Source organism: Nonomuraea sp. NPDC049684, from assembly GCF_044465345.1.
Lineage (GTDB): Bacteria > Actinomycetota > Actinomycetes > Streptosporangiales > Streptosporangiaceae > Nonomuraea.
In genome coordinates this window covers 571,119-597,542 of record NZ_JBITLO010000003.1, presented here as the reverse complement: position 1 = coordinate 597,542, position 26,424 = coordinate 571,119, and the positions used below count along the sequence as shown (strand labels likewise).

Annotated in this window: 25 protein-coding genes; 11 read left to right on the top strand and 14 right to left on the bottom strand. The window is 72.1% G+C overall.

Features of this window, described 5'->3' with window-relative positions; translation table 11 throughout:
- From ACIBST_RS13070 to ACIBST_RS13060, 3 genes are all read left to right on the top strand, one after another.
- Positions 1-660: a TIGR03085 family metal-binding protein gene (locus tag ACIBST_RS13070; RefSeq protein ID WP_397171417.1), complete on the top strand. Its 660-nt coding sequence runs from the start codon at positions 1-3 to the stop codon at positions 658-660.
- Between the two features lie 163 nt (positions 661-823).
- Positions 824-985: a hypothetical protein gene (locus ACIBST_RS13065; RefSeq protein ID WP_185844438.1), complete on the top strand. Its 162-nt coding sequence runs from the start codon at positions 824-826 to the stop codon at positions 983-985.
- A gap of 62 nt (positions 986-1,047) precedes the next feature.
- Complete coding sequence (locus ACIBST_RS13060) at positions 1,048-2,409, top strand: glutamine synthetase family protein (RefSeq protein WP_397171415.1); 1,362 nt, start codon at positions 1,048-1,050, stop codon at positions 2,407-2,409.
- 83 nt (positions 2,410-2,492) lie between these two features.
- On the opposite strand, the gene hisF is transcribed toward ACIBST_RS13060, so the two are convergent.
- Genes hisF through hisD form a run of 9 tightly spaced genes read right to left on the bottom strand, consistent with a single transcriptional unit; the run spans position 2,493 to position 8,521 of the window.
- Complete coding sequence (hisF, locus tag ACIBST_RS13055; protein WP_352358369.1) at positions 2,493-3,254, bottom strand: imidazole glycerol phosphate synthase subunit HisF; 762 nt, start codon at positions 3,252-3,254, stop codon at positions 2,493-2,495.
- A complete protein-coding gene (locus ACIBST_RS13050; protein WP_397171413.1) occupies positions 3,251-3,640 on the bottom strand; it encodes a Rid family hydrolase in 390 nt (129 codons plus the stop codon). The genes hisF and ACIBST_RS13050 overlap by 4 nt, the downstream gene beginning before the upstream one ends.
- Before the next feature lie 32 nt (positions 3,641-3,672).
- Positions 3,673-4,395 (bottom strand): bifunctional 1-(5-phosphoribosyl)-5-((5-phosphoribosylamino)methylideneamino)imidazole-4-carboxamide isomerase/phosphoribosylanthranilate isomerase PriA, encoded by a 723-nt coding sequence (priA, locus tag ACIBST_RS13045; protein ID WP_397171411.1) that lies wholly within the window; start codon positions 4,393-4,395, stop codon positions 3,673-3,675.
- On the bottom strand, positions 4,396-4,725 hold the full coding sequence (locus ACIBST_RS13040; protein ID WP_397171409.1) for a hypothetical protein: 330 nt from the start codon (positions 4,723-4,725) through the stop codon (positions 4,396-4,398). It lies immediately after the preceding gene.
- Entirely contained in the window at positions 4,722-5,357 is a 636-nt protein-coding gene (hisH, locus tag ACIBST_RS13035) for an imidazole glycerol phosphate synthase subunit HisH (RefSeq protein ID WP_397171407.1), read from the bottom strand. The genes ACIBST_RS13040 and hisH overlap by 4 nt, the downstream gene beginning before the upstream one ends.
- A complete protein-coding gene (locus tag ACIBST_RS13030; protein ID WP_352326349.1) occupies positions 5,354-5,509 on the bottom strand; it encodes a hypothetical protein in 156 nt (51 codons plus the stop codon). The genes hisH and ACIBST_RS13030 overlap by 4 nt, the downstream gene beginning before the upstream one ends.
- Entirely contained in the window at positions 5,506-6,099 is a 594-nt protein-coding gene (gene hisB, locus ACIBST_RS13025) for an imidazoleglycerol-phosphate dehydratase HisB (RefSeq protein WP_397171406.1), read from the bottom strand. Before hisB ends, ACIBST_RS13030 begins: the two co-directional genes overlap by 4 nt.
- On the bottom strand, positions 6,096-7,208 hold the full coding sequence (locus ACIBST_RS13020; RefSeq protein WP_397171404.1) for a histidinol-phosphate transaminase: 1,113 nt from the start codon (positions 7,206-7,208) through the stop codon (positions 6,096-6,098). Before ACIBST_RS13020 ends, hisB begins: the two co-directional genes overlap by 4 nt.
- Positions 7,205-8,521 carry a histidinol dehydrogenase gene (hisD, locus tag ACIBST_RS13015; protein WP_397171403.1) on the bottom strand — a complete coding sequence of 439 codons (1,317 nt, stop codon included), beginning with the start codon at positions 8,519-8,521 and terminating at the stop codon, positions 7,205-7,207. The genes ACIBST_RS13020 and hisD overlap by 4 nt, the downstream gene beginning before the upstream one ends.
- A 367-nt stretch (positions 8,522-8,888) precedes the next feature.
- Here hisD and ACIBST_RS13010 point away from each other — a divergent pair, with 367 nt between their 5' ends.
- The 3 genes from ACIBST_RS13010 (at position 8,889) to ACIBST_RS13000 (ending at position 11,787) form a co-directional block, all read left to right on the top strand.
- On the top strand, positions 8,889-9,083 hold the full coding sequence (locus ACIBST_RS13010) for a hypothetical protein (protein ID WP_397171401.1): 195 nt from the start codon (positions 8,889-8,891) through the stop codon (positions 9,081-9,083).
- 48 nt (positions 9,084-9,131) lie between these two features.
- Positions 9,132-10,133 carry a non-homologous end-joining DNA ligase gene (gene ligD, locus ACIBST_RS13005; protein ID WP_397171399.1) on the top strand — a complete coding sequence of 334 codons (1,002 nt, stop codon included), beginning with the start codon at positions 9,132-9,134 and terminating at the stop codon, positions 10,131-10,133.
- Positions 10,134-10,236: 103 nt separating this feature from the next.
- A complete protein-coding gene (locus ACIBST_RS13000) occupies positions 10,237-11,787 on the top strand; it encodes a trypsin-like peptidase domain-containing protein (protein WP_397171397.1) in 1,551 nt (516 codons plus the stop codon).
- Here ACIBST_RS13000 and ACIBST_RS12995 read toward each other — a convergent pair.
- Positions 11,784-12,905 carry an MFS transporter gene (locus ACIBST_RS12995; protein WP_397171396.1) on the bottom strand — a complete coding sequence of 374 codons (1,122 nt, stop codon included), beginning with the start codon at positions 12,903-12,905 and terminating at the stop codon, positions 11,784-11,786. The genes ACIBST_RS13000 and ACIBST_RS12995 overlap by 4 nt on opposite strands.
- A gap of 55 nt (positions 12,906-12,960) precedes the next feature.
- Between ACIBST_RS12995 and ACIBST_RS12990 the strand changes: the two genes are divergently transcribed.
- Positions 12,961-13,698: a helix-turn-helix domain-containing protein gene (locus ACIBST_RS12990; RefSeq protein ID WP_397171395.1), complete on the top strand. Its 738-nt coding sequence runs from the start codon at positions 12,961-12,963 to the stop codon at positions 13,696-13,698.
- Positions 13,699-13,760: 62 nt separating this feature from the next.
- Positions 13,761-14,216, top strand: a complete 456-nt coding sequence (gene ybaK, locus ACIBST_RS12985) for a Cys-tRNA(Pro) deacylase (protein ID WP_397171649.1) — start codon at positions 13,761-13,763, stop codon at positions 14,214-14,216.
- Positions 14,217-14,232: 16 nt separating this feature from the next.
- Here ybaK and ACIBST_RS12980 read toward each other — a convergent pair whose 3' ends face one another.
- Both ACIBST_RS12980 and murA read right to left on the bottom strand, forming a co-directional pair.
- Positions 14,233-16,485, bottom strand: a complete 2,253-nt coding sequence (locus ACIBST_RS12980; RefSeq protein ID WP_397171393.1) for a transglycosylase domain-containing protein — start codon at positions 16,483-16,485, stop codon at positions 14,233-14,235.
- 25 nt (positions 16,486-16,510) lie between these two features.
- Positions 16,511-17,821 carry a UDP-N-acetylglucosamine 1-carboxyvinyltransferase gene (murA, locus tag ACIBST_RS12975; RefSeq protein WP_397171391.1) on the bottom strand — a complete coding sequence of 437 codons (1,311 nt, stop codon included), beginning with the start codon at positions 17,819-17,821 and terminating at the stop codon, positions 16,511-16,513.
- A gap of 63 nt (positions 17,822-17,884) precedes the next feature.
- On the opposite strand from murA, the gene ACIBST_RS12970 reads away from it, so the two are divergent.
- Positions 17,885-18,397, top strand: a complete 513-nt coding sequence (locus ACIBST_RS12970) for a hypothetical protein (protein WP_397171389.1) — start codon at positions 17,885-17,887, stop codon at positions 18,395-18,397.
- Here ACIBST_RS12970 and ACIBST_RS12965 read toward each other — a convergent pair.
- Positions 18,394-19,764, bottom strand: coding sequence for an amidase (locus ACIBST_RS12965; RefSeq protein ID WP_397171388.1), 1,371 nt, complete (start codon positions 19,762-19,764; stop codon positions 18,394-18,396). The two genes, ACIBST_RS12970 and ACIBST_RS12965, sit on opposite strands and share 4 nt — an antisense overlap.
- Before the next feature lie 149 nt (positions 19,765-19,913).
- Positions 19,914-23,441, bottom strand: coding sequence for a DNA polymerase III subunit alpha (dnaE, locus tag ACIBST_RS12960; protein ID WP_397171386.1), 3,528 nt, complete (start codon positions 23,439-23,441; stop codon positions 19,914-19,916).
- A 169-nt stretch (positions 23,442-23,610) separates the two neighbouring features.
- Between dnaE and ACIBST_RS12955 the strand changes: the two genes are divergently transcribed.
- Positions 23,611-24,975: an amino acid permease gene (locus ACIBST_RS12955; RefSeq protein WP_397171384.1), complete on the top strand. Its 1,365-nt coding sequence runs from the start codon at positions 23,611-23,613 to the stop codon at positions 24,973-24,975.
- Between the two features lie 225 nt (positions 24,976-25,200).
- Positions 25,201-26,334, top strand: a complete 1,134-nt coding sequence (locus ACIBST_RS12950; RefSeq protein WP_397171382.1) for an SGNH/GDSL hydrolase family protein — start codon at positions 25,201-25,203, stop codon at positions 26,332-26,334.
- Positions 26,335-26,424 lie beyond the last annotated feature (90 nt).

Here is a 26,424-nt window from a genome sequence, read left to right as displayed (position 1 = left end):
GTGACTCACGCTCGTGGCGAACGCACCGCGCTCTGCGACCTGTTCGACCGGCTCGGCCCCGAGGCGCCCACGTTGTGCGAGGGGTGGACCACCTACGACCTGGCCGCCCACCTCGTCCTGCGCGAGCGCCGGCCGGACGCCATGGGCGGCATCGGGATCAGCGCGCTGGCGGGCTACACCGCCTCGGTCCAGAACGGCCTGAAGGCCAAGCACCCCTACCCCGAGCTGGTGGGCATCGTGCGGCGGCCGGGCGGCGTCTACGGCCTGCTGCCCTTCCTGGACACGGCGGTCAACACGCTGGAGTTCTTCGTCCATCACGAGGACGTGCGCCGCGCGCAGCCCGGATGGGAGCCGCGCGAGCTGCCGGCCGACCTCGACGAGCTCATCTGGAAGCGGGTGTCGGCGGGCGCCCGGATCATGCTGCGCCGCTCGCCGGTGCGCCTGGTGCTGCGCCGCACGGGCGGCGGAAGTGCGGCCGGCCGGGGTTCGGCCGGCGGGGTGGCGCTCGGCGGGGCGCGGGAGGGCGCCAAGGTGCAGGTCACCGGCACGGCCCAGGAGCTGCTGCTGTTCTGCTTCGGCCGGCAGGAGCACGCCCGGGTGGAGCTGACCGGCGACGACGCGGCGGTGAGCCGGGCAACCGAAGCCCGGCTCGGATTCTGACCGAAACCCTCGGCCCAGAAACCCCTCGTCTTAAACCTCCAGCCCGTACGATGGCACAGGAAAGAAGCCCCCCGGTTAGGATCTTGGACATCTTCACAGAAGATGACCGTGATCGCCCAGATCCGGGTATATACGGCTGGGAATGGACTGCAGGAGGCCCCCCATGCAGGTCAAGAAGGTGGCTACGTACGTTCTGGTGGCGTTCGTGGTCTTCTACCTGTTCACCCGGCCGGCCCAGGCGGCGGCCGCGGTCAACGGTGTGTTTGACGGAATTGTCCAAGGAGCCAACCAATTGGCGGTCTTCTTTACGAATGTTCTGACCTGATGTTCGCGTTCTGTCCGCGCTAGGTGCTTCCACGCGCTGACAGATCGTGTTACGCAGGCAGGATGAGAGATCGCCCCAGCGGCACCAAGATCAATCAGCTCGATCCGCAGGCCCGGCGCGTCCTCGAACGGGCAGAGCTTGAGGGCATCGAGCTGATCCGTTTCCTGTACGCCGACCACGGTGGCGTGGTCCGTGGCAAGGCGGCGTCCCGGTCCCGGTTGGCCGAACGGCTCAACTCGGGCATCGGGCACACGGTGGCCATGATGGCGATGAACATGCTCGACCAGCTCCAGGAGGTCGAGCATCTGGGTCCGGTGGGCGAGGTTCGCATTGTCCCCGACCCGGCCACGTTCGTCCCGTTGCCCCATGCACCGGGCGCCGCCGCGATGCTGTCGGACCTGCGCCGGCCCGACGGCTCGCCCTGGGAAGCCTGCGCACGCACGTTCCTCAAGGACGCCGTCGCGGAGCTGGCCGGCGACGGCTACCGGATCGAGGCGGCCTTCGAGCCCGAGTTCACGCTCGGCCGCCGCCTGCCCGACCTCAACGGCGGCCCCGACCGGCTGGTGCCGCTCGACGACTCTCTTTGCTATGCCGGCACGGGCTTCGACACCGCGCACGACTACACGATCAAGCTCATGCGCGCGCTGGAGACCCAGGGCCTGCGCGTCGAGCACTACCACCCCGAGCTCGGCCCCGGCCAGCAGGAGCTGTCGGTGCGCCACGCGCCCGCGCTGCGCGCCGCCGACAACCACGTGCTCTACCGGGAGACCGTGCGCGGCGTGGCGATGCGCATGTCGATGTGGGCCTCGCTGGCCCCCAAGCCGCTGGCCGACCAGGCCGGCAACGGCGCCCACCTGCACCTGTCGCTGTGGCGCGACACCCACAACCTGTTCGCCGAGGACGGCGCCGAACGCGCGCACTTCATCGGCGGCCTGATCGCCCACCTGCCCGGCCTGACCGCCCTGACCTGCGGCAGCGTCAACAGCTTCCGCCGGCTCGCACCCCGCATGTGGTCCAGCGCCTACGCGGTCTACGGCCCCGACAACCGGGAGGCGGCCGTGCGCGTGTGCTCGCCGCTGGGCGAGAGCGGCGAGCCGAACCTGGAGCTGAAGCCGTCGGACTCCTCGGCCAACCCGTACCTGTCGCTCGGCGCGGTCATCCACGCCGGGCTCGACGGCATCCGCCGCAAGCTCGACCCGGGCGAGGCCGTGGACGTCGATCCCGACACCGTGCCGGACCGCTATCCCCGCCTGCCCGGCTCCCTGGAGGAGGCGCTCGACGCGCTGGAGGCCGACGAGGTGCTCATGGAGGCGCTCGGGCCGTTGCGGCGCAGCGCGTACCTGGCGGTCAAACGCTCGGAGGCGGCCGCGTTCGCCGCCAAGGACGCCTCCTACGAGCTCTTCCACCACATGCGCGTGTTCTGACCGGCCGCCGGGCCCACGCCGCCGGCCCCGCACGGGCGGGGCCGACGGCCGGTCACCACGGACCAGGTGTCAATGGACCGGTGTCAGCGGACCGGGTGGCCCGCCATCCGCAGCGTCTCCTTGACGTCGCCGATCTTCAGCGTGCCGAAGTGGAACACGCTGGCGGCCAGCACGGCGTCGGCCCCGGCCTCGATCGCCGGCGGGAAGTCCTCCAGCCGGCCGGCCCCGCCGCTGGCGATCACCGGCACCCGCACCGCCGCGCGCACCGCGTGCAGCAGCTCCAGGTCGTAGCCGTCGAGGGTGCCGTCGCCGTCCATGGAGTTGAGCAGGATCTCGCCGACGCCCAGCTCCTCGCCGCGCGCCGACCACTCCACCGCGTCGATGCCGGTGCCGCGCCGGCCGCCGTGGGTGGTCACCTCGAACCCGCTGGGCATGCCCGGCGCCCGGCGGGCGTCGACCGACAGCACCACGCACTGCGCGCCGAACCGCCGCGACGCCTCGGTCAGCAGCTCGGGCCTGGCGATGGCCGCGGTGTTCAGGGACACCTTGTCGGCCCCGGCCCGCAGCAGCCGGTTGACGTCGTCGACCGCGCGCACGCCGCCGCCCACGGTGAGCGGGATGAACACCTGCTCGGCGGTCCTGCGCACCACGTCGAGCATGGTCTCCCGCTCGCCCGACGAGGCGGTGATGTCGAGGAAGGTCAGCTCGTCGGCGCCCTCCTCGTCGTAGCGCCTGGCCAGCTCGACCGGATCTCCCGCGTCGCGCATGTTCTCGAAGTTGACGCCCTTGACGACCCGCCCGGCGTCCACGTCGAGACAGGGGATCACTCTTACCGCTACGGTCATGCTCGCAGTGCCTCGATTTCGATCTCGACCAGCATTCGAGGGTCGACCAGCCCGGCGACCCTCACTCCTGTGCAGGCGGGCCGCACGTGCCCGAAGACTTCGTGAATGGCCCGGCCGACGAGGTCGAAGTGGCGCTGCTCCACCACGTAGTAGCGGACCATGACGACGTCCTCGCGGGTCAGGCCGCCGACCTCGACGGCGTCGAGCGCGATGTCGATGGCGGTCAGGCTCTGCCGGTAGGCGTCGCCGACGTGGCGTACCTCGCCGTCGATCGTGGCCGTGCACCCGGAGACGATCACGCGCTCGCCCACGACCACGGCGCGGGCGTAGCCGTACTTCTCCTCCCAGATGCCGCCCGAAAACACCCTCGGACCGGTGCTTTCCATGCTGACGCTCATTCCGCCCCCTCCCGGCGAAGCTAAACGCGTACCGCGGCCAGCGCGTCCTCCAGAGTGAACGCGTGAGCGTACAGGGCCCTGCCCACGATGGCTCCCTCCACTCCGTCCGGGACGAGAGAAGCCAGTGCCACCAGGTCGTCAAGACTGGACACGCCGCCACTGGCGATCACGGGCTTGTCGGTGTGTGCGCAGATCCGCCGGTAGAGGTCGAGATTGGGCCCCTGGAGCATGCCGTCCTTGGTCACGTCGGTGACGACGTAGCGGGGGCAGCCGTCGGCCTCCAGGCGGTCGAGCACCTCCCACAGGTCGCCGCCGTCCTTCGTCCAGCCGCGGGCGGCCAGCGTGGTGCCGCGCACGTCGAGGCCCACCGCGATCCGGTCGCCGTGCTCGGCGATGATCTTCCGGCACCAGTCGGGGTTCTCCAGGGCGGCGGTGCCGATGTTGACCCGGCGGCAGCCGGTGGCCAGGGCGGCGGCCAGCGACTCGTCGTCGCGGATGCCGCCGGACAGCTCCACCTTGACGTCGAGCTTGCCGATCACCTCGCTGATCAGCTCCTTGTTGGAGCCCCTGCCGAACGCGGCGTCGAGGTCGACCAGATGGATCCACTCGGCGCCCGCCTCCTGCCAGGCCAGCGCCGCGGCGAGCGGCTCGCCGAAGCCGGTCTCGGTCCCGGCCTCACCCTGGACGAGACGTACGGCCTGGCCATCGGCGACGTCCACGGCGGGCAGCAATACGAGCGACATTCAGGTCCTCCGGTCGAAAGCGAGGGTCACGACAACAGGTGCGAGCAGCAGGGAGAAGACGAACACGGCCAGGCTCACCGCCGGCGAGCCCCAGACCAGCCACGCGATCGCCTGCACGATCAGGAAGCCGAGCGCCACCGCGACGTTCTGGGCGCGATGGCGGCGGGCGATCAGGCCGCCCTGCCGGGCGAACCTGACCGGGCGCGGGATCAGACGGGCGGTCAGGGCGCGGCGCCGGGCGCGGCGCGCCTGCCGCTCCTCGTTGAGCCGGATCGCGCGCGCCCGCCCGGCCTCCCGCTCGGCCCGCCGGCGCGCCCGCTCCTTGCTCATACCGTCTCTAGCCAGTTCCTCAGCAGGGCGGCTCCGGCGTCGCCGGACTTCTCCGGGTGGAACTGGGTGGCCATGAGCGGGCCGTTCTCGGCGGCGGCCACGAACGGCACGCCGTGCTCGGCCCAGGTCACCACGGGCGCGGCGAAACCGGGGTCGGCCGGCTGCAGCTCCCACTCGCGCACGCCGTAGGAGTGCACGAAGTAGAAGCGGGTGTCGGCGTCGAGCCCGGCGAACAGCACGCTGTCGGCGGGCGCCTTGACCGTGTTCCACCCCATGTGCGGCAGCACGGGCGCCTCCAGCCGCTCGACCGTGCCCGGCCACTCACCGCAGCCCTCGGTCTCGACGCCGTGCTCGACGCCCCGAGCGAACAGGATCTGCATGCCGACGCAGATGCCCAGCACCGGCCGCCCGCCGGCCAGGCGGCGGCCGATGACCCGGTCGCCGTGGACGCCCTTCAGGCCCGCCATGCAGGCGGCGAACGCGCCGACGCCCGGCACGACCAGCCCCTCGGCGTCGAGCGCCGTGTCGAAGTCGGCCGTCACGGTGACGTCGGCGCCCACCCTGGCCAGGGCCCGCTCGGCCGAGCGCAGGTTGCCCGAGCCGTAGTCGAGCACCACGATCTTCTTGCTCACCACCACAACACCCCCGCCGTGATCGCCATCGCCGCGCCGAGCGCGCAGCACGCCGCGCCGACCTTGAGACCCTGCTTGGCCAGCGAGAACACGCCTCCGGCGAGGAACAGCCCGAGGAACACCATCACGCCCGCGATGAGGTTGTCGGTCATAGGACGCCCTTGGTGCTCGGCACGCCCGAGGCGCGCGGGTCGAGCTCGGACGCCTCGCGCATCGCCCTGGCCAGCGCCTTGAACTGGGCCTCGACGATGTGATGGGCGTTGCGCCCGTACGGCACGTGCACGTGCAGGCAGATGGCCGCCTGGGCCACCAGCGACTCCAGGATGTGCCGGGTCATCGTCGTGTCGTAGTCGGGGCCGATCATCGGGGCCATGCCCTCGGGCTCGGTGTGCACGAGGTACGGCCGCCCGGACAGGTCGACCGTGACCTGGGCCAGCGACTCGTCCAGCGGGCACGACGCGCTGCCGAACCGCCGGATGCCGGACTTGTCGCCCAGCGCCTGGCGGAAGGCCGCGCCCAGCGCCAGCGCGGTGTCCTCGATCGTGTGGTGGGAGTCGATGTGCAGGTCGCCCTCGGTCTTGACGGTCAGGTCGAACAGACCGTGCTTGCCGAGCTGGGCCAGCATGTGGTCGAAGAAGCCCACCCCGGTCGAGACGTCGACCAGGCCGGTGCCGTCGAGGCCCACCTCGACCAGGACCGAGGTCTCCTTCGTTGCCCGCTCCACGCGCCCTACGCGACTCACAGAACCTCCTCCATCGCGGCGCGGAAGGCCGCCATCTCCTCGCCGGTGCCGATCGACACACGCAGCCATTCTGGCGGGCCCACCTCGCGGATGAGCACACCGCGCGCCAGCAGCCCCTCCCACACCGCGCGCCGGTCGGGGAACCGCCCGAACAGCACGAAGTTGGCGTCGGAGTCGGCCACCGACAGCCCCTTGCCGCGCAGCCACGCGACCGTGGCGTCGCGCTCGGCGCGCAGCGCGTCGACCGTGCCGAGCAGTTCGGCGCGGTGGCGCAGCGCGACCCGCGCGGCCGTCTGGGTGAGCGTGGACAGGTGGTACGGCAGCCGCACCAGCAGCAGCGCCTGCACCACCGCCGGGTGCGCGGCCAGGTAGCCGAGGCGGGTGCCGGCCATGGCGAACGCCTTGGACATCGTGCGGGTGACGATCAGCCTCGGGTGGCGCGGCAGCAGCGTGAGCGCCGACGGAGTGCCCTGGCGGGCGAACTCGGCGTAGGCCTCGTCGATCACCACCACGCCCGGCGCGGCGGCGAGCACCGCCTCGATCGTCGACAGCGGCTGCGCGGTGCCCGTCGGGTTGTTGGGCGAGGCCAGGAAGACGATGTCGGGCCGGTGCTCCTCGATCGCCGCCACGGCCTTGCCGGGGTCGAGGGAGAAGTCGTCCTCGCGGGCGGCGCTGATCCACTCGGTGCTGGTGCCGGTCGTGAGGATCGGGTGCATCGAGTACGACGGCTCGAACCCGATCGCGGTGCGCCCGTGGCCGCCGAAGGCCTGCAGGATCTGCTGGAGCACCTCGTTGGAGCCGTTGGCCGCCCACACCTGCTCGGGGCTCAGCCCGTGGCCCAGGTAGGCGGCCAGGTCGGCGCGCAGCCCGGTGGCGTCGCGGTCGGGGTAGCGGTTGAGCTCGCCGGCGTTCGCGGCGACCGCCTCGGCCAGGTCGGCGACCAGCGCCGGCGAGGGCGGATAGGGGTTCTCGTTGGTGTTGAGCCGGACCGGCACGTCGATCTGCGGCGCGCCGTAGGGCGAGCGGCCCTTCAGGTCGTCGCGGATCGGCAGGTCGTCGAGCGTCACGTCGGTGGGCGTCACGCCGGGCGGCACGTCGGTGGGGTTCACTCTGACTCCGTGGGGACTCGCCAGTCGAAACGGGCGCGGATCGCGGCGCCGTGCGCCGGCAGGTCTTCGGCGTCGGCCAGCACCGACACGTGGGCCGCCGCGCCGGCCAGCGCGTCGCGCGTGTAGTCGACGACGTGGATGCCGCGCAGGAACGACTGCACCGACAGGCCGCTGGAGTGGCAGGCGCAGCCGCCCGTGGGCAGCACGTGGTTGGATCCGGCGAGGTAGTCGCCGAGCGAGACCGGCGCGTAGGGGCCGACGAAGATCGCCCCGGCGTTGCGGATCCGGGCCGCGACCTCGGCCGCGTCGGCGGTGTGGATCTCCAGGTGCTCGGCCGCGTACGCGTCGACGACCTTGATGCCGTCGTCGATCGAGGAGACCAGCACGATGCCCGACTGCCGGCCGCCGAGGGCCTCGGTGATGCGCTCGGAGTGGCGGGTGGCCGAGACCTGGCCCGGCAGCTCCTTCTCGACCGCCTCGGCCAGCTCAAGGCTGGTGGTGACCAGGACGGCGGCGGCGATCGTGTCGTGCTCGGCCTGGCTGATCAGGTCGGCGGCGACGTGCACCGGGTCGGCGGTCTCGTCGGCCAGGATGGCGATCTCGGTGGGGCCGGCCTCGGAGTCGATGCCGATGCGGCCCTTGAGCAGGCGCTTGGCGGCGGCGACCCAGATGTTGCCGGGGCCGGTCACCATGGTCGCGGGCGGGCACTCCTCGGTGCCGTAGGCGAACATGGCCACGGCCTGCGCCCCGCCCACGGAGTAGACCTCCTCGACGCCGAGCAGCGCGCACGCGGCCAGGACGGTGGGGTGAGGCAGCCCGCCGAACTCCTTCTGCGCCGGGCTGGTGACGGCCAGCGAGGCGACGCCCGCCTCCTGGGCCGGGACGACGTTCATGACCACGCTGGAGGGATAGACGGCACGGCCGCCGGGCACGTAGAGGCCCACGCGGTCGACCGGCACCCAGCGCTCGGTCACCGTGCCGCCGGGCACGACCTGCGTGGTGACGTCGGAGCGGCGCTGGTCGCGGTGGACCAGCCGGGCCCGCCTGATCGACTCCTCCAGCGCGGCCCTGACCCGGGGGTCGAGCTCGTCGAGCGCCCGCCGGACGGCGTCGGCGGGGACGCGGGCGGAGGCGATCTCGACACCGTCGAACCTGGCGGTCAGCTCCCGTACGGCTGCCGCCCCGCGATGGCGCACGTCGTCGCAGATGGGCCGCACCTTCTCCAGGGCGGCCTCGACGTCGAGCTCGGCGCGGGGCAGCACGTCGCGCAGGTCCGCAGGAAGGGAACCGCGCATGTCAATACGGGAAATCACCCTGACAGTCTACGGAGTCCGGGCCCCGGATCCGCTTCTGTCCAGAATGCGGGACGCAGGCAGGACGCCTTACGGGGGCCGCGAGCGCGGCGTTCGCCGACACCGCGCTCGCGGCCGCCGGAGCCCCGGACCGGGCCAAGCCGGGGCCGAGTGGCCGTGGCCGCCACGGGGGCGCGGTCACGGCCGGGGGAATGGCCTGGCCCCCTTCTGCCCGGCGCGCCAGGCGTCTAACACCCTGCGGCAAAGAAAACTCTCGGTGAGTTAAAAATAACCTTGCGGCTGTTTGCCCCGCTTGGCGCGGCGTAGGCGGTTCGTAACGCCTTTCGCATTACATGTCCATTATGTCCGCTCGCCTACTCTGGGCGGCATGGGACAGTGGCGAGCCCCCGGCGGCATCCTGGTGGAGGCGATCATCCTCGGTGATCGTCCACTGCTGCGCGTCTCCCACCGCGTCAACGGCCGGACGTACCTGCGCGGCTACTGCAAGACGGTGTCCGAACTGGACGAACACGGCGTGGACCTCGGCGAACTGGTGGAAGACACCCCGCTTGACCATTTGTAGACCCCGGCCCGCCACTGTCGATCAACCCCCCGGGGTACGGCATGATCCATGGTGGGGCTGCCGGCCTACGCGCCGATGATGGCCCAGCTGGGCACCCTGACCTCCGTCCAGGGCGAGGGCTGGGCCGTGGAGATGAAATGGGACGGCGTACGCGCCCTCGCCTACGTCGAAGGCGGCTCGGTCCGCCTGATGTCGCGCAACAACAAGAACATCACCCCCGCCTACCCCGAGCTGCAGCTCATGGCCGGCTCCACCGGCCGGCACGCGGCCGTGATCGACGGCGAGATCGTCGCCTTCGACGAGACCGGACGCCCCAGCTTCGCCGCCCTCCAGCCCCGCATGCACCAGCGCAACCCCGCCACCGTCGCCGAGCTCACCCGGGCGGTGCCGGTGACGTTCATGGCCTTCGACATCCTGCACCTCGACGCCGACAGCGTGATCGGCCGCCCCTACCGCGAGCGCCGCGAGCTGCTGGAGGGCACCCTGCGGCCCGGCTTCCGCTGGGAGGTGCCCGTGTGGTTCGCCGACCACGCCGACCGCGCCTTCGACTCCTCCCGCCAGCTCGGGCTCGAAGGGATCGTCTGCAAGCGGCTCGGCTCCCCCTACCGGCCCGGCCGGCGCAGCGGCGAATGGACCAAGGTCAAGAACGTCAGCGCCGCCGAGGTCGTCATCGGCGGCTGGCACCCCGGCGGCGGACGGCGGTCCGGCATGATCGGCTCGCTGCTGCTCGGCGCCTACGACCCGCGCGGCCGGCTGCTCTACGTCGGGCACGTCGGCACCGGCTTCACCCAGCAGATGCTGCGCGACCTCCAGGACCTCCTCACGCCCCTGGAACGCCCCGGCCCGCCCTTCGACGAGCCCGTCCCGCGCGAGCACGCCCGCCACGCGCGCTGGGTCGAACCCCGCGTCGTCGGCGAGGTCCAGTACGCCGAGGTCACCGGCGACGGCCGCCTGCGCCACCCGTCCTGGCGCGGCCTGCGGCCAGACCGCGAACCCGGCGAGGCGAGCACCGCCGAGTTCCTCGCCCCGGGGGACGCCGCGGCGGGCTGACCGGGCGCAGGACATGGCGCGACACGTCCCGCTTGGCCACGTTAAGCGATGAAGTCATGACTTACAGTGATCGGAATCGCTCCGGACCGCTCAAGGGGACATCGTGTCGAAGACCCTGGTCACCACGCTGGCCGCGCTCGCCGGCGTCTCGCTCACCACCGCACTCGCCAGCACGCTCACCACCGCACCAGCCACCGCCGAACCGCCCCCGCTCAGGGCCGCCACCGCGCAGAGCCCCGCCCAGCGGCCGGCGCAGAGCCCCGCCCAGAGCCCTGCCGCGACCAGAAACCGGGACCGCAGTCCGGGCGCCGCCTCGTCGCCGCTCATGCGACCCGGACGCGCCGCCCGCTACTGGACGCCCGGCAAACAGGCCAAGGCCAAGGCCGTCCCCCTCCCCCTCAGCACGTCCGTCCCCGACCCGGCCGACCACAGCGCCGCCGAGCGGCGCAGCGTGCCCGGCGCCAAACGGCTCACCCCCGGCGGCGACGCCAACGGCTACGCCCCCGTGCGCCGGCCGTACACCGCCGACGGCAGCAGCCGCGTCACCGGACGCCTGTTCTTCGTCAACGCCACCGGCCGCGACGACTCCTGCAGCGCCTCCGTCGTCCGCTCGGCCAGCAGGCTGCTGGTCATCACCGCCGCCCACTGCGTCTACAGCAGCCCCGACGGCTCGGCGTCCGGCACGTGGCACACCAACTTCGCGTTCGTCCCCGCCTACGACGGCCGCGCCGCCACCGCCGCGCAGCGCGAGCCGTACGGCAGATGGGGCGGACGGCGCGCCTGGAAGCCCGACGCCTACACCGGACGCACCGGCGGCGACTGGAACTCCGTCTACGACGTCGCGCTCGTCGAGGTCGGCGGCCGCAACCGCACCCTGCAGGACACCGTCGGCGCCCTCACCCCCCTGCGCAACGAGGGCGGCCGCTTCACCATCGCCACCACCGGCTACCCCGGCGTGCTCGGCCGCCGGCCCTACGACGGCCGCGACCAGCTCTGGTGCCTCGGCCGCACCCAGCAGGCCCGCGGCGAGAACACCACCGGCGACATGCTCGCCGCCCGGCTGGCCGGCGCCGGCGACCCGGCCGGACGGATGGAGACCTACAACTGCCACCTGGCCAAGGGCCACAGCGGCGGGCCATGGATCGTCCGCGGCAGCGACGACCTGGTCGGCGTGCTGTCGGCCGGCAAGGAGGACGGCGAGCCCGACGGCAACTCCGTCGCCACCGCGCTCAACGCCGAGGGCTACGGCGCGATCGTCCGCCAGGCCGACCCCAAGGGCGTCTACGACTCCCTCTCCCTCGACGCCGCCGGCCCCGGCGCGCCCGTCCGCCGCGGCGGCACCGCCACCGTCACCGCGACCGTCACCATGCGCGGGCTCATGGCCGCCGCCCAGGTGCCCGTCACCCTCACGCTCCCGTCCGGCGCCACCCTGACCTCCGTCGACGGCGCCGCCTGCCGCCACGGCGACCACCGCGCCGAATGCGTGATCGACGTCATCCACCCCGGCCGGCCGGTCCGCATCTCCGCCAAGGTCTCCGTCGGCCGCGACGCCGAGGCCGCCCTGCCGGTCACCATGCACGTCACCTCCACCCGCCTCGACCCCGCCCAGCGCGACAACTCCGCCGTCGTGCGCCTGCGCACCGCCACCGGTTAGGCCGCGGCCGGCGCCGGCTCCCGCAGCGTCCGCGCCAGCAGCCAGGCCAGCACCGGGAAGGCGATCAGGCAGGCCAGCGCCATCCTGAGCGAGGCGGCCTCGGCCACCGCGCCCACCAGCGGGCTGGTCAGGCCGCCCACGCTCACCGCCAGCCCCAGCGTGACGCCGCTCGCCGTGCCCACCCGGTTCGGCAGGAGATCCTGGCCCAGGGTCACATGCAGGGAGAACGGGACGTACAGGGCGACCGACGACGCGGCGACGAAGACGTAGACCAGCGGGCCCGGGGCCAGCACCACCCCCGCCACCGCGGGCGCCGCCGCCGCGTACGCCGCCCGCATCGCCGGCACCCTCCCCCACCGGGCCGCCAGCCGCCCGCCCAGCACCGTGCCCGCCGCCCCGCCCGCGAACAGCACGAACAACGCCGCCGCGCCCGCCGCGCCGCCGCCCACGTACAGGGCCACGAACGCGCTCAGACCGACGTACACCACCGACCGGAAGACGATCACCGACGTCAGCCGGACGAACCCCGGCCAGTCGTCACGACCCGCCGCCCGCACCGCCGGACGCGCCCCGCCCCGCCCGCCCGCCAGGGCCCGCACCGCCGGGAGCGTCAGCACCGCCCCCAGCACCGCCGGCCCGGCCAGCAGCGGCGAGGCCCCCAGCCCCCACGCCGACAACAGCGGCGTCACCAGCACCGGCGCCGCGGCGAACCCCAGCGTCCCGCCCAAGGAGAACCAGCTCATCCGCACATGACCGCCCTGGCTGGCGATCCTGGCCAGCCGCGCCGACTCCGGATGGTAGGCCGCCACCCCCAGCCCCGACACCGCCGCCGCCAGCCACGTCACCGCGTACGACCCCGTCACCCCGGCGCACGCCACGCCCGCCCCCGCCACCACCATGGCCGACGGGATCAGCCACGGCATCCGCCACCGGTCCGTCAGCAGCCCGAACACCGGCTGCACGACCGACGACGACAACGTGGCCGCCAGCACGATCCCCGACACCGCCACATAGCCGTACCCCCGCCCGGACACCAGGAACGGCACCAACGCCGGCACCGCTCCCTGGTAGAAGTCCACACACGCGTGCCCCGCAGCCAGCGACCGGATCCTGTTCACGCCCCCGATGATGTCCCCGGCCCGATCTGGCCTGCTTCCGATAAAATGCCAACCTATGCCGAATATCCGCCACACCCCCGTGGCGCCCACCGGCCGCCGCCCCCTGGCCCCCGGCACGGGCATCGACGCCCACCGGCACGACACCCACCAGATCGCCTACGCCTGCGCCGGCATGCTCTCCGTCACCACCGACGCCGGCACCTGGGTCGCCCCCGCCAACCGAGCCATCTGGGTGCCCGCGGGCACCGTGCACGAACACCGCGCCCACGGCAGCACCGACCTGCGCCTGGTCGGGCTCACCGGCAACCCGCTCGGCCTCGACCGGCCCGCCGTGCTCGCCGTCGGCCCGCTGCTGCGCGAGCTCGTCATGGCCTACACCGACGACGACGCCCCCGTGGGCGCGGAGCGCGAACGGCTGCTCGCCGTCCTGCTCGACCGGCTCAGACGCGCCCCCGAACAGCCCTTCCACGTGCCCGCCGCGCGCGACCCGCGCCTGGCCGCCGTCTGCGCCGCCCTGCACGACGACCCCGCCGACGGGCGCACCCTGGCCACCCTCGCCGCCGTGGCGGGCACCAGCGAGCGGACGCTCGCCCGGCTGTGCCGCCGCGAGCTCGGCATGAGCTTCCCCCAGTGGCGCACCCAGCTCCGCCTGCACCAGGCGCTGCTGCTGCTGGCCGACGGCCTGCCGGTGACCGTGGTCGCCCATCGCTGCGGCTGGGCCTCGGCCAGCGCGTTCATCGACGTCTTCCGGCGGGCGCTCGGGTACACGCCGGGCCGCGCCTTTACAATGTAGATTCGCTACACTTGTCAGACGTGAGCAAAACGAAAGGCAAGGGCGGCGGCACCCCGGCCACCATGGCGCTGACCAAGGCCAAGGCCGACTTCACGCTCCACCCCTACGACCACGACCCGAGCGCCCAGGCGTACGGCGAGGAGGCGGCCGACGCGCTCGGCGTGCCCTACGACCGCATCTTCAAGACCCTGGTCGCCGAGACCGACAGCGGCCTCGCGGTGGCGGTCGTGCCGGTGTCGGGCAAGCTCGACCTCAAGGCCCTGGCCTCGGCGCTGGGCGGCAAGCGGGCCGCCATGGCCGAGGCGGCCAAGGTCGAGCGGGTGACCGGCTACGTGGTGGGCGGCATCAGCCCGCTCGGCCAGCGCAAGCAGCTTCCCACCGTGGTCGACTCCTCGGCGCTCGACCACGAGACGATCTACTTCTCGGCCGGCCGGCGCGGGCTCCAGATCGAGACCGGCCCCGACAACCTGATCACCCTCACCCGCGCGGTCACCGCCCCCATCGGCAAGGCGGGCTGAGCCTCCCGCCGGGCGGCTACCGGGAGCGGTGGCGCGGGCGGCGGAACGACGGGTCGGGCGGGCCCTGCCCGAGCAGCCACTCGAACAGCCGCCGGTGGTGCCGGAAGAACGCGCGCTCGCCCTGCCGCCGGTTCTTCTTCTTGTCCTGCTCCAGCGCCTCGGCCTCCTTCAGGCCGGGCGTGAACCCGCCGCCGAACCGGCCCATGTCCGGCCCGGGGAACCCTCTCGGCCCGGTGTTCTCCAGGGCCTGCTGCATCGACTCCACCCAGATCGGGCCGGGCAGCGACGCCCCCTGCACGGCGCCGTAGTACTGGTCGCCGATCTGCACGCCCTGGAGCGGGTAGCGGTAGGAGCCCCGGATGTCGCCCAGGCTCACCGCCGCGGCCAGGTCCGGCGTGTACCCGGCGAACCAGGCCGAGGTGTAGCCGTTGTTGGTGCCGGTCTTGCCGGCGGCCGGGCGGCCGATGCTCTGCCCCTGCATGGTGCCCTTGTCGAACACCCCGGACAGGACGTGGTTGACCGCGTCGGCGACCGGCCGTTCCATGACCTGCTCGCAGGACGGCGGCACGTGCGCGCGCCGGCCGCTCCGGTCGGTGATCTCCACGATCGCCAGCGGCCGGCAGTGCACGCCGCGGGCCGCGAACGTGGCGAAGGCCCCCGCGACCGTCACCGGGTCCATCTCGTTGACGCCCAGTGTGAACGTCGGCACCTCGCGCAGCGGCCTGCCGTCGGCCCGCACCGCCCCGAGGGCCCTGGCCGTCTTGACCACGTTGCAGAGCCCGACCTTGCGCTCCAGCATCATGTAGAAGATGTTCACCGACTTCCAGGTGCCCGTCTCGATGCTGTGCGGGCCGCCCGAGCCCTCGCCGCTGGCGTTGAGAATGCGCGTGCCGGGGTCGTTGACCGGGCGGCCGGCGCAGTTGCGGTAGCCCTGCGCGGGCACCAGCTCGCCCGGCGTCTGGAAGCCGTCGCCGAACCGCCAGCCCTGCTGCAACGCCGTGGCCAGGGTGAAGACCTTGAACGTCGAGCCCGCCTGAAAGCCCTGGCCGCCGCCGTGCGCCACGTCGGCGGGCAGGTTGAAGGTGGTCCTCGGGCCGTTCTTCTTGTTGCCGCGGTTGCGGCCGAACTCCTTGCTGGCCGCCATCGCCCTGATCCGGCCGGTGCCGGGCTCGATCATGGCCTCCGCGGCCACCTCGGTGTCCTCCGGCGAGACGTGCCGCCGGATCGCGCGCTCGGCCGCGCGCTGCGCGACCGGGTCGAGGCCGGTCCTGATCACCAGGCCGCCCCTGGCCATCCTGGCCCGCCGCTCGGCCGGGGTGTTGCCGAACGCCGGGTTCGACAACATCTCGTTCTGGACGTACAGGCAGTAATAGGGGTACGGGCTCTGCCCGCAGCCGCCCGGCTCGGGCCGCAGCCGCAGCGCCAGCGGCGTGCTCTTGGCGGCGCCGGCCTGGGCCTGCGTGATCAGCTTGAGCCCGGCCATCCGGTCCAGCACGAGGTCGCGCCGCTCCTTCAGCCGCGCCTGGTGCGAGCGGCCGAGCGAGGGATCGGTCGAGTACGGCATCCGCACCGCCCCCGCCAGCGTGGCCGCCTGGGTCAGTGTCAGCTTGGAGGCGGTGGTGGAGAAGAAGCGCCGGGCCGCCGCCTCAACCCCGTGGGCGCCGGCGCCGAAGTAGGCGATGTTGAGGTAACGCTCAAGGATCTCGTCCTTGCGGTACTTGTGTTCCAGGGCCATCGCGTACCGCAGTTCGGTGATCTTGCGGGCCAGGTTGGGGGCGCGCGCCTTGTCCCGTTCAGCGTCGGTGCGTGCGCTCTCGACCAGGATGTTCTTGACGAGCTGCTGCGTCAGCGACGAGCCGCCCTGCCGGATGCCGCCCGCCTGCGTGTTGGTGAGCAGCGCCCGCAACGTGCCCCGGACGTCGAGGCCGCCGTGCTCGTAGAAGCGGGCGTCCTCGATGGCCACGATGGCCTTGCGCATCATGGGCGCCACGGACGCGAGCGGCACGGCCGTCCTGTTGGCCTCGTAGAACTGGGCGAACTGCCTGCCGTCCTTGTCCAGCAGCCTGGTCACCTGCGCCAGGGGCTCCTCGCGGGGCGCGGGCGGCAGGTCGACGAAGGTGTCGGCGACGTTCTTGGCGGCCAGGCCGCCGCCGCTCACCACGGGAACGGCCAGTGCCGCCGCCAGCACCCCGCCGAGCGCCCCCGCCATGGCGAGGCCACCGATGGATCTGAGTACGGTCACGCAGATGATCTGCAACCAGCAGATCATCGGCAAACGCCCACTTCCTCGGTCTTTACCGTTCTCTTCGGATGTTCAGACCAAGCGAGGCGAACTGCTCGTACGGCCGGTGGTAGCCCCGCTCGATGTGGTGCACGCCGCGCAGCGTGGACGTCCCGTCGGCCACCGCGGCGGCCAGCACGGCCGAGAACCCGGCCCGGATGTCGGGCAGCGTCACGTCGGCGCCCCTGAGCTTGGAGACGCCGCGCACCACGGCCGAGTGCCGGGCGTTGGTGTCGTGGTAACGGCAGGCAGGCCCGCCCAGGCACTGGTCGAACACCTCGATCTCGCAGCCCATCCGCTGCAGCGCGGGCACGTAGACCAGACGGTTCTCGAAGACCGTCTCGTGCAGCACCGACATGCCCTGGCTCTGCGTGAACAGCACCATGAGCGGGGTCTGCCAGTCAGTCATGAAGCCGGGGTGGGTGTCGGTCTGCACGGCCGCCGAGCGCAGCCCCTCGGGCGGGGCGGTGGCGCACAGGTACTCGTCGTTGATGTCGAACCGGGCGCCCATCCTGGCCAGCGTGGTGATCGCGGTGACCAGGCGGTCCTGGGGGCAGCCGTGCACGCGCACCTCGCCCCCGGTGATCAGCCCGGCCGCCAGGTAGGAGAACGCCTCGATGCGGTCGCCGTTCAGCCAGGTGGAGGCGCCGCGCAGGTGGTCGACGCCCTCGATGACGATCCGGCGGTCGGGCGACAGCTCGATCCGGGCGCCCATGCGCTGCAGGAACAGCGCCAGCTCCACCACCTCGGGCTCCATGGCGGCGTTCTTCAGCACGGTCTTGCCCTCGGCCAGCACCGCCGACATGAGGATCGTCTCCGTCGCCCCCACGCTGGGGTACGGCAGTTCGAGCCGGGCCCCGTTGAGCCGCTTGGCCTTGGCCGAGATGCCGGTGTCGCCCACCTCCACCTCGGCCCCCATCGAGCGCAACGCCTCCACGTGGAAGTTCACCGGCCGCCGCCCGATCGGGTCGCCGCCGACCAGCGGCACGAACGCCTCCCCCGCCAGGTGCAGCAACGGCCCGAGCATGAGGATGGGGATGCGGTTGAGCCCGGTGAACGCGTCGGGCACCCGCGGCCTGATCTCCGCCCCGCGCTCGATGCGGATCTCGGGACCGGCGATCTCGACGTGGATGCCGAGCGCCTCCAGCATCGCCGCGGTGATGCCCACCTCGCCCACGTCGGGGGCGTTGTGGATGCTGCTCTCGCCATTGCCCAGCATGGCGGCGACCATGTGCTTGGACACACCGTTCTTGGAGCCCCGTACGACGACGTCCCCGCGGAGGGGGCCGGAGGGCTCGATCAGCCAGACCTCTTCTGCAATCACGAAGCGAGCCTAACCGGGAGATACCATCGAGCTGGTTCGGATGCAGTTGTGAGGGGGAATGGCGTGACGAGGGAAGTACGCGCTTTTGCGGTAACTGTCCTCATACTCGCCACTCTCGGGGTCGCCGCCGGGCTGAGCTGGTCCGCGATCTCGCCGCGGGCTCCGTACCAGGTGACCGAGCACGGCCTGGTGCTGGCCGACCTCACCACGCAGGCGTTGATCGCGGCCGACGGCTGGTTCGCGGTGATCACGGGCGCGCTGGGGCTGCTCTGCGGCGGTCTGGCGTGGTTCGCCGGGCGGCGCTGGATGCTGGCGGTGCTGCTCGGGCTGTGCGCGGGCGGGGTGGCGGGCAGCTTCCTCACGTTGTGGGCCGGGTCCACGTTCACGGTCGGCGCGGTGGCGGTGGAGGCCGCGGCCGAGCCCGGGGTGCGGATCGTCCCGGGAGCGCTGAAGCTGACCGCCGAAGGGGTGCTGGTGGCCTGGCCGCTGCTCGCGGTCGGCCTGTTCGGGCTGCTGGAGGGCATGCACGGCTACCGCGAGTCGCCGTTGCGGCACCCGTACGGCATCGAGCCCTAGACCGGCGGGCGGCGCAGGCCGTGGCCGGTGGCCTGCTCGAACGCGCGGGCCACGCGCAGCACCCTGGCGTCGGCGAACGGCCGCCCGACGATCTGCACCCCGACCGGCAGCCCCTCGGGCGTGAACCCGGCCGGCACCGAGGCCGCCGGCGCGTGCAGCACGCTGATCCAGTACGCCGAGCGCATCCAGGCCAGGTAGTCGGGCAGCCTTTCGCCGTTGATCTCGCTCACGTGCGGCTGCTCCACCGGGAACGGCGGCACCTGGCTGACCGGCGCGATGAGCACGTCGTAGGTGTCGAAGAAGCCGGCCATGCGCTGGTAGAGGCCGCTGCGCAGCCGTTCGGCGCGGGCCAGGTCGGCGCCGGTGACCGTGCGGCCGCGCTCGACGTTCCAGCTCGTGTTGGGGCCGAGGCCGGTCAGGTCGCCGAAGGACAGCGCGTAGTACCAGGCGCGGTAGATCCGGAAGGCGTCCTCGGCGTCGGACAGGTCGAGCGCGACCTGCTCCACGTGCGCCCCCAGCGCCTCGAACACGGCCGGCGCCGTCGCGGTCACCGCGGCCGTGCGCGGGTCGACGGGCAGCCCGCCCAGGTCGGGGCTCCACGCCACCCGCATCCCGCGCACCCCCTGCTCGGGCTCGGGCGCGAAGGTCTCCTTGATCGCGTACGGCGAGCGGGCGTCGAACCCGGCGACGGCCCCGAGCATCAGCGTGAGGTCCTCGACCGTGCGCGCCATCGGCCCCGGCACGGCCAGCGTGTACCAGGCGGCCGTGTCGGAGGGGTCGGGGACGCGCCCCGGCGTGGGGCGCAGGCCCACGACGTTGCAGAACGAGGCGGGGTTGCGCAGCGAGCCGCCCATGTCGGAGCCGTCGGCCAGCGGGACCATGCCGGTGGCCAGGGCCGCCGCGGCCCCGCCGCTGCTGCCGCCGGCCGACCTGGCCAGGTCGTAGGGGTTCCTGGTGGCGCCGAAGACCTCGTTGACGGTGTGCGAGCCGGTGCCGAACTCGGGCGTGTTGGTCTTGCCGATCGTGATCGCCCCGGCGGCGCGCAGGCGGCGCACGATCAGGTCGTCCTTGTCGGGGACGTTCCGCGCGAACAGCGGCGAACCGTACGTGGTGCGGATGCCCGCGGTGTCCACCAGGTCCTTGTGGGCCACCGGGACGCCGTGCAGCGGCCCCTCGGGCTCGGCCGCGTCGGCCGCCCTGGCCGCCTCCAGCGCCCGCTCGGCCACCAGCGTCACGATGGCGTTGACCCGGGGGTTGACCTGCTCGATGCGGTCGAGGTGGGCCTGGAGCAGCTCGACGGCGCTCACCTGCCCGGCCCTGATCAGGCGGGCCATCTCGGTCGCGGTCAGGTAGTGCAGTTCGCTCACCCTGCGATCCTGCCCCACCCGCGCGCCGGGACACGACGGCGACCTTTGCCCACCTCCCCCGCCCGCCTTGGCATCCACGCACAAGACAGGCCGGGGAGCCTCGGCGCGGTCAGGCGCCGGGACGGGCCGGCCGGGGAGTCCGCAGAGGGTCAGGCGCCCAGGCAGGCCGGGCCGAGGAGCTGCTTGAGGTCGCCCATCAGCGCCGGTGACGGCGACACCCGCAGGCGGTCGTCGACCCGCATGACGGTCGTCTTCGGGCCGTTGTGCACCTGGAGGTGCACCTCCGAGGTGCCCGGATGCGTGGTGAGGATCTCCTTCAGCCGCCCGACCACCGGCGGCGTGCACCGGGTCAGCGGCAGGCTCACCAGCAGCGGCCCGCCCGCCTCCTGGGTCAGGTCGGGCGCGGTCACCTCCATGGCGATGATCTTCGCGACGTCCTCCCGCTTGTCGATGCGCCCCTTGACGAAGACGATCGCGTCCTCGGCCAGGATCGTCGAGCACAGCTGGTACGCCGACGGGAAGATCATCACCTCGATCGCGCCTTCGAGGTCTTCGAGCTGGGTGAGCACCCACGTGTCACCCTTCTTGGTGACCTTGCGCTGCACCCCGCTCAGGATGCCGCCCAGCGTCACGACCTGCCCGTCGGCCCGGCTCTCGTCCTGGACGGCGGCGATCGAGCAGTCGGCCCCCGCGGCCAGGATGTGCTCCACGCCGAACAGCGGGTGGTCGGAGACGTAGAGGCCGAGCATCTCCCGCTCGAACTGCAGCAGCGTGTTCTTGTCCCACTCCCCGGGCGGGATCTGCACGTCGAAGGTCTGGTCCTCGCCGCCGTCGATCGCGCCGAACAGGGAGTCCTGGCCGATGGCCTCGTTCTTCTTGATGTCGATGATCGCGTCGACGGCCTGCTCGTGCACCATGACCAGGCCCTTGCGCACATGGCCGAGCGAGTCGAAGGCCCCGGCCTTGACCAGCGACTCGATCACGCGCTTGTTGCACACGATCGCGGGCACCTTGCGCAGGAAGTCCTTGAAGTCGGCGAAGCGGCCCTTGGACTTGCGCGCCGCGATGATGCCGTCGACGACGTTGCCGCCGACGTTGCGCACCGCCGACAGGCCGAAGCGGATGTCGGTGCCGCGCGGGGTGAAGTCGAAGTCGGAGTCGTTGACGTCCGGCGGGAACACCTTGATGCCCATGCGGCGGCACTCGTTGAGGTAGAGGGCCGACTTGTCCTTGTCGTCCTTGACGCTCGACAGCAGCGCCGCCATGTACGCGGCCGGGTGGTTGGCCTTGAGGTAGGCCGTCCAGTAGGAGACCAGGCCGTAGGCCGCCGAGTGGGCCTTGTTGAAGGCGTAGTCGGAGAAGGGCAGCAGGATGTCCCAGAGCGTCTTGACGGCCTCGGAGGAGTAGCCGTTGTCCTTCATGCCGCTCTCGAAGGACTCGAACTGTTTGTCCAGCTCGGCCTTCTTCTTCTTGCCCATCGCCCGGCGCAGCAGGTCGGCTTTGCCGAGCGAGAACCCGGCGACCTTCTGCGCGATGGCCATGACCTGCTCCTGATAGACGATCAGGCCGTAGGTCGTGTCGAGGATCTCGGCCAGCGACTCCTTGAACTCCGGATGGATCGGGGTGATCTCCTGCTGGCCGTTCTTGCGCAGGGCGTAGTTGGTGTGGGAGTTGGCGCCCATCGGGCCGGGACGGTAGAGGGCGCCGACGGCCGAGATGTCCTCGAAGTTGTCGGGCTTCATCAGCCGCAGCAGCGAGCGCATGCCGCCGCCGTCGAGCTGGAACACGCCCAGCGTGTCGCCCCTGCCCAGCAGCTCGTACGTCTTGCGGTCGTCGAGCGGCAGCTTCAGCAGGTCGATCTGCTCGCCGGTGGTGGACTCGATCATCTTCAGGCAGTCGTCGATGATCGTGAGGTTGCGCAGGCCCAGGAAGTCCATCTTCAGCAGGCCGAGCGTCTCGCAGGTCGGGTAGTCGAACTGCGTGATGATCGCGCCGTCGGAGTCGCGGCGCATGATCGGGATGTGGTCGGTGATCACCTCGCGGGACATGATCACGCCGGCGGCGTGCACGCCCGTCTGCCTGATCAGGCCCTCCAGGCCCTTGCCGAGGTCCATCGTCGCCTTGACGTCGACGTCTTCCTCGTAGAGCCGGCGCAGCTCGCCGGCCTCGTTGTAGCGCGGGTGGTCCTTGTCGAAGATGCCCGACAGCGGGATGTCCTTGCCCATCACGGCCGGCGGGAACGCCTTGGACACCTTGTCGCCCAGCGCGTAGGGATAGCCCAGGACGCGACCGGCGTCCTTGATGGCGGCCTTCGCCTTGATGGTGCCGAACGTGGCGATCATGGCGACCTTGTCGGCGCCCCACTTCTCGGTCACGTAGCGGATCACGTCGCCGCGCCTGCGCTCGTCGAAGTCGATGTCGACGTCGGGCATGGAGACGCGGTCGGGGTTGAGGAAGCGCTCGAAGATCAGGCCGTGCGGGAGCGGGTCGAGGTCGGTGATGCCCATCGCGTACGCCACCAGCGAGCCGGCCGCCGAGCCACGGCCCGGGCCGACCGGGATGCCGTTCTGCTTGGCCCACATGATGAAGTCGGCGACCACGAGGAAGTAGCTCGGGAAGCCCATCTGCTCGATGATGCCGATCTCGTAGTCGGCCTGCCGCTTGTGCTCGTCGTCGTAGCCCTCGGGCCAGCGGCGGTCCATGCCCTCCCAGACGGTCTTGCGGAAGAACTCGCTCTCCGTCATGCCGTCGGGGATGGGGTAGGTGGGCATGAGGTTCTTGAACTCGAAGAACCCGGTCGGATCGACCTTCTCGGCCACCAGCAGCGTGTTGCGGCAGCCCTCGGCCCACAGGTCGGAGGAGTCGACGGCGCGCATCTCGTCGGCGGTCTTGATGTAGTAGCCGGACCCGTCGAAGCGGAAGCGGTCGGGGTCGGACAGCTGCTTGCCGGTCTGGATGCACAGGAGGGCGTCGTGGGAGGCGGCGTCGGACTCGTAGGTGTAGTGGGAGTCGTTGGTCACCAGCGGCGGGATGGCGAGCTCTTTGCTGATGCGGGTCAGGCCGTCGCGGACCCGGCGCTCGATGTCGAGGCCGTGGTCCATGATCTCCAGGAAGAAATTGTCCTTGCCGAAGATTTCCTGATATTTCGCGGCGGCCTTGAGGGCCTCGTCGTACTGGCCGAGCCGCAGCCTCGTCTGCACCTCGCCCGACGGGCAGCCGGTGGTGGCCATCAGGCCGTCGGCGTGCTCGGCCAGGATCTCGGCGTCCATGCGGGCCCACTTGCGCACGAAGCCCTCGGTGTAGGCGCGCGAGCTGAGCTTCATCAGGTTGTGCAGGCCGGTCTTGTTGCGCGCCCAGATCGTCATGTGGGTGTAGTAGCCACCCGCCGAGACGTCGTCCTTCTTCTGGTGCGGCTCGCCCCACAGCACGGGCTTCTTGTTGTGCCGCAGCTCCGGCGCGACGTAGGCCTCGATGCCGATGATCGGCTTGATGCCGGCGCCCGTGGCCTGCCGGTAGAAGTCGTACGCGCCGTGCATGTTGCCGTGGTCGGTGATCGCGATGGCGGGCATGCCCAGGTCGCCGACCTGTTTGAACATCTGCTTGAGCCGGGCGGCCCCGTCGAGCATGGAGTATTCGGTGTGCACATGCAGATGGACGAACGAGTCGCTGGACGACATGGAGCGGCGCCTCCCCGGGTCTGGATGCGATGGTGCGCTCCGACTCTAGTGGGCCTGACCGACATCCCGGAGCCGCCTCGCGCGCCCCGCGAACCCGGCGCGCCGGAAGCGTCGCGGCCACCGGCCTCGATATCGTCTCCCTCACGCAAAGTAATGAAGGAGACACCGGGTGCGCACGCAGTCCGACGAGGGGTACAGCCACGCGCTGGGCAACCGCCAGATCCAGATGATCGCGATCGGCGGCGCGATCGGGGTCGGCCTCTTCCTCGGCGCGGGCGGCCGCCTGGCCGCCACCGGGCCCGCGCTCGTGCTCTCCTACGCCACCGCCGGGCTGGCCGCCTTCTTCGTCATGCGGGCGCTCGGCGAGCTGGTGCTCTACCGCCCGGCCTCGGGGTCCTTCGTCGAGTACGCCGGCGAGTTCATCGGCCCGTGGGCGGCCTTCGCCAGCGGCTGGATGTACTGGGTCAACTGGGCCTTCACCGGCATCGCCGAGCTGACCGCCATCGCCGCGTACGTCCACTACTGGGCCGGCGGCTTCCCCCAGTGGCTGACCGCGCTGCTCGCGCTGGGGTTCGTGCTGGTGGTCAACCTGCTGTCGGTCCGCCTGTTCGGCGAGCTGGAGTTCTGGTTCGCGATGCTCAAGGTGCTGGCCATCGTGATCTTCCTGGTGGTCGCGCTGGTGCTGGTGGTCTTCGCCGTCGGCGAGGCCGGGCCGCGCAACCTGGTCGCGCACGGCGGCTTCTTCCCCACCGGCTTCCCGCTGGTGCTGATGAGCCTGCAGTCGGTGGTGTTCGCCTACGCCTCGATCGAGCTGGTCGGCATCACCGCCGGCGAGACCGCCCGGCCGCACGAGGTCATGCCGCGGGCGATCAACGGCGTCATCTGGCGCATCGCGATCTTCTACGTGGGCTCGGTGCTGCTGCTGGCGATGGTCCTGCCCTGGACGGCCTACAGCGCCGGCACCTCGCCGTTCGTCACGTTCTTCGCCGGGCTCGGGGTGCCCTGGGCGGCCGACGCGATGAACCTCGTGGTGATCACGGCCGCGCTCTCGTCCTGCAACTCGGGCCTGTACGCCACCGGGCGCATCCTGCGGTCGATGGCCACCAAGCGGGAGGCCCCCGCCTTCGCCGCCACGCTCAGCTCCCGGCACGTGCCGATCGGCGGGATCGTGTTCACCGCGGCCATGTTCCTCGGCGGCGTGGCGCTGTTCTACTACCTGCCCGAGCGCGCCTTCAACATCGCCACGGCGGTCGCCTCGCTGGGGGTGATCACCACGTGGGGGGTGCTGGTCCATTGCCAGACGCGGCTGCGCGCCACCGGGCACCGGTCGGCGTTCCCGATGCCGGGCTCGCCGTACACCAACTGGCTGACGCTCGGGTTCCTGGCGCTGGTGATCCTGCTGATGCCGTTCGCCGACCGCGATCAGCGGGTGGCCTTCTTCCTCATCCCGGCCCTGGTCGCGGGCATCGCGCTCGGCTGGCTGATGGTACGCCGCCGCCGCCGGACGCGGGAGGCCGCGCAGGAGGCGGGTTAGTCTCGTCCGGGCAGGATTCGCCACTCGGGGGAGGCCAAACTGGACAAGCTGGACGACACACTCGGCCGTACGGCACCCGCCACCCCCACCCCCAAGCCACCGAACGCCACCGGGCCCGTCACCGGGCCGCCGGACACCGCTGAGCCCGTCGCCGGGTCGCCGGACACCGTCGGGGCCGCCACCGCCACGGTGCCCGCCGCCATGCCCGCCACCATGCTTCCCGCGATGCCCGCCATCGAGCCCGCCATCGAGCCCGGCGCCGTGCCCTCGGCCCCGGTCGGAGCCGGGGTCGGGGCGGAGCGGCGGGGGCGGGAGCGGCGGGGGGCCGGATGGCGGGTCGCGGTGGCGGCCGCGGCGGCGGCGGGTGCCGCGCTCGCGCTGATCGGCGTGCCGCTGGGCGTCTACCCGAAGCTCGCCTGCGCCGTGCTCTCCCCCGGCTGCCCGTCGGGGCCGCTGCAGGAGCCGCGCGGCGACCTGCCGCGGCTGACCCGGCTGACGCCCGTCCAGGCCGCGCTGAGCGGCACGTACGTCGCGCTCGGCGACTCCTACTCCTCCGGCGAGGGCGTTTACGAGCAGGACGCCGGCCCGGTCAACGACGGCGCCGACCGCTGCCACCGCGCCCGCGGCTCCTACGTCCCGCTGGTGGCGAAGGCACACCCGTTCACCGGCGGCAGCGCCTTCTACGCCTGCAGCGGCGCCACCACCCGCCAGCTCCTGTCCGGCCAGTACGGCCAGCAGCCCCAGATCACCCGCGTCGGCCCGTCGGCCACCCTGGTGACGCTGAGCATCGGCGGCAACGACGCCGGGTTCACCGACGTCCTGACCGGGTGCATCGTCAAGCTGCCCTGGTCGTCGGCCTGCGTCGACCAGGACGCCGCGGTCGCCCGGCGCATCGCCGAGCTGCGGCCGAGCCTGACCAGGGTGCTCGGCGAGCTGCGCGCCCGCGCGCCGGGGGCCCGGGTCATCGTTCTCGGCTACCCCAGGCCGTTCCCCGCCTCGCCCGTCCGCACGGTCGACAACCTGAGCGTGGCCGACCAGCGGTGGCTCAACACCGTCACGCGCAAGCTCAACGACACGGTCGGCGCCGTCGCGGCCGAGCACGACCGCGGCCTGGCCGGCCTCGGCGCCCCCGGCAGCGTCGAGTACGTCGACGCCTACGAGGCGTTCACGGGCCACGAGGCCGGCACGCCGCAGCCGTACCTCAACAGCCTGGCCGTCGACATGGACCCGCTGACCGTCAACGCCCGCAGCTTCCACCCCACCGGCGACGGCTACCGCCGCTTCGCCGAGCTGATCAACCACCAGATCGCCACCGGCCCCGGCCGCCCGTTGCACAACTACCACCTCACCACCCCCTGAGCCCCCAATGCACGCCCCCGCACGACGTCCGGTCCCCGGACGGGCAGGTGGCCCACCCGCGGCTCGGGGGTGGCTCAGAGCGGGCTGGAT

Bases quoted from the DNA above. Each gene is read 5' to 3' on its own strand.
- ACIBST_RS13030 (WP_352326349.1), bottom strand. From the start codon at position 5,509: ATGACCGACAACCTCATCGCGGGCGTGATGGTGTTCCTCGGGCTGTTC.
- ACIBST_RS12980 (WP_397171393.1), bottom strand. From the start codon at position 16,485: ATGATCTGCTGGTTGCAGATCATCTGCGTGACCGTACTCAGATCCATC.
- priA (WP_397171411.1), bottom strand. From the start codon at position 4,395: ATGTCGCTCGTATTGCTGCCCGCCGTGGACGTCGCCGATGGCCAGGCC.
- ACIBST_RS13050 (WP_397171413.1), bottom strand. From the start codon at position 3,640: ATGGAAAGCACCGGTCCGAGGGTGTTTTCGGGCGGCATCTGGGAGGAG.
- ligD (WP_397171399.1), top strand. From the start codon at position 9,132: ATGGTGGGGCTGCCGGCCTACGCGCCGATGATGGCCCAGCTGGGCACC.
- ybaK (WP_397171649.1), top strand. From the start codon at position 13,761: ATGGCGCTGACCAAGGCCAAGGCCGACTTCACGCTCCACCCCTACGAC.
- ACIBST_RS12990 (WP_397171395.1), top strand. From the start codon at position 12,961: ATGCCGAATATCCGCCACACCCCCGTGGCGCCCACCGGCCGCCGCCCC.
- ACIBST_RS12950 (WP_397171382.1), top strand. From the start codon at position 25,201: ATGCCCGCCATCGAGCCCGCCATCGAGCCCGGCGCCGTGCCCTCGGCC.
- ACIBST_RS13060 (WP_397171415.1), top strand. From the start codon at position 1,048: ATGAGAGATCGCCCCAGCGGCACCAAGATCAATCAGCTCGATCCGCAG.
- ACIBST_RS13010 (WP_397171401.1), top strand. From the start codon at position 8,889: ATGGGACAGTGGCGAGCCCCCGGCGGCATCCTGGTGGAGGCGATCATC.
- ACIBST_RS13040 (WP_397171409.1), bottom strand. From the start codon at position 4,725: ATGAGCAAGGAGCGGGCGCGCCGGCGGGCCGAGCGGGAGGCCGGGCGG.
- hisF (WP_352358369.1), bottom strand. From the start codon at position 3,254: ATGACCGTAGCGGTAAGAGTGATCCCCTGTCTCGACGTGGACGCCGGG.
- ACIBST_RS13065 (WP_185844438.1), top strand. From the start codon at position 824: ATGCAGGTCAAGAAGGTGGCTACGTACGTTCTGGTGGCGTTCGTGGTC.
- dnaE (WP_397171386.1), bottom strand. From the start codon at position 23,441: ATGTCGTCCAGCGACTCGTTCGTCCATCTGCATGTGCACACCGAATAC.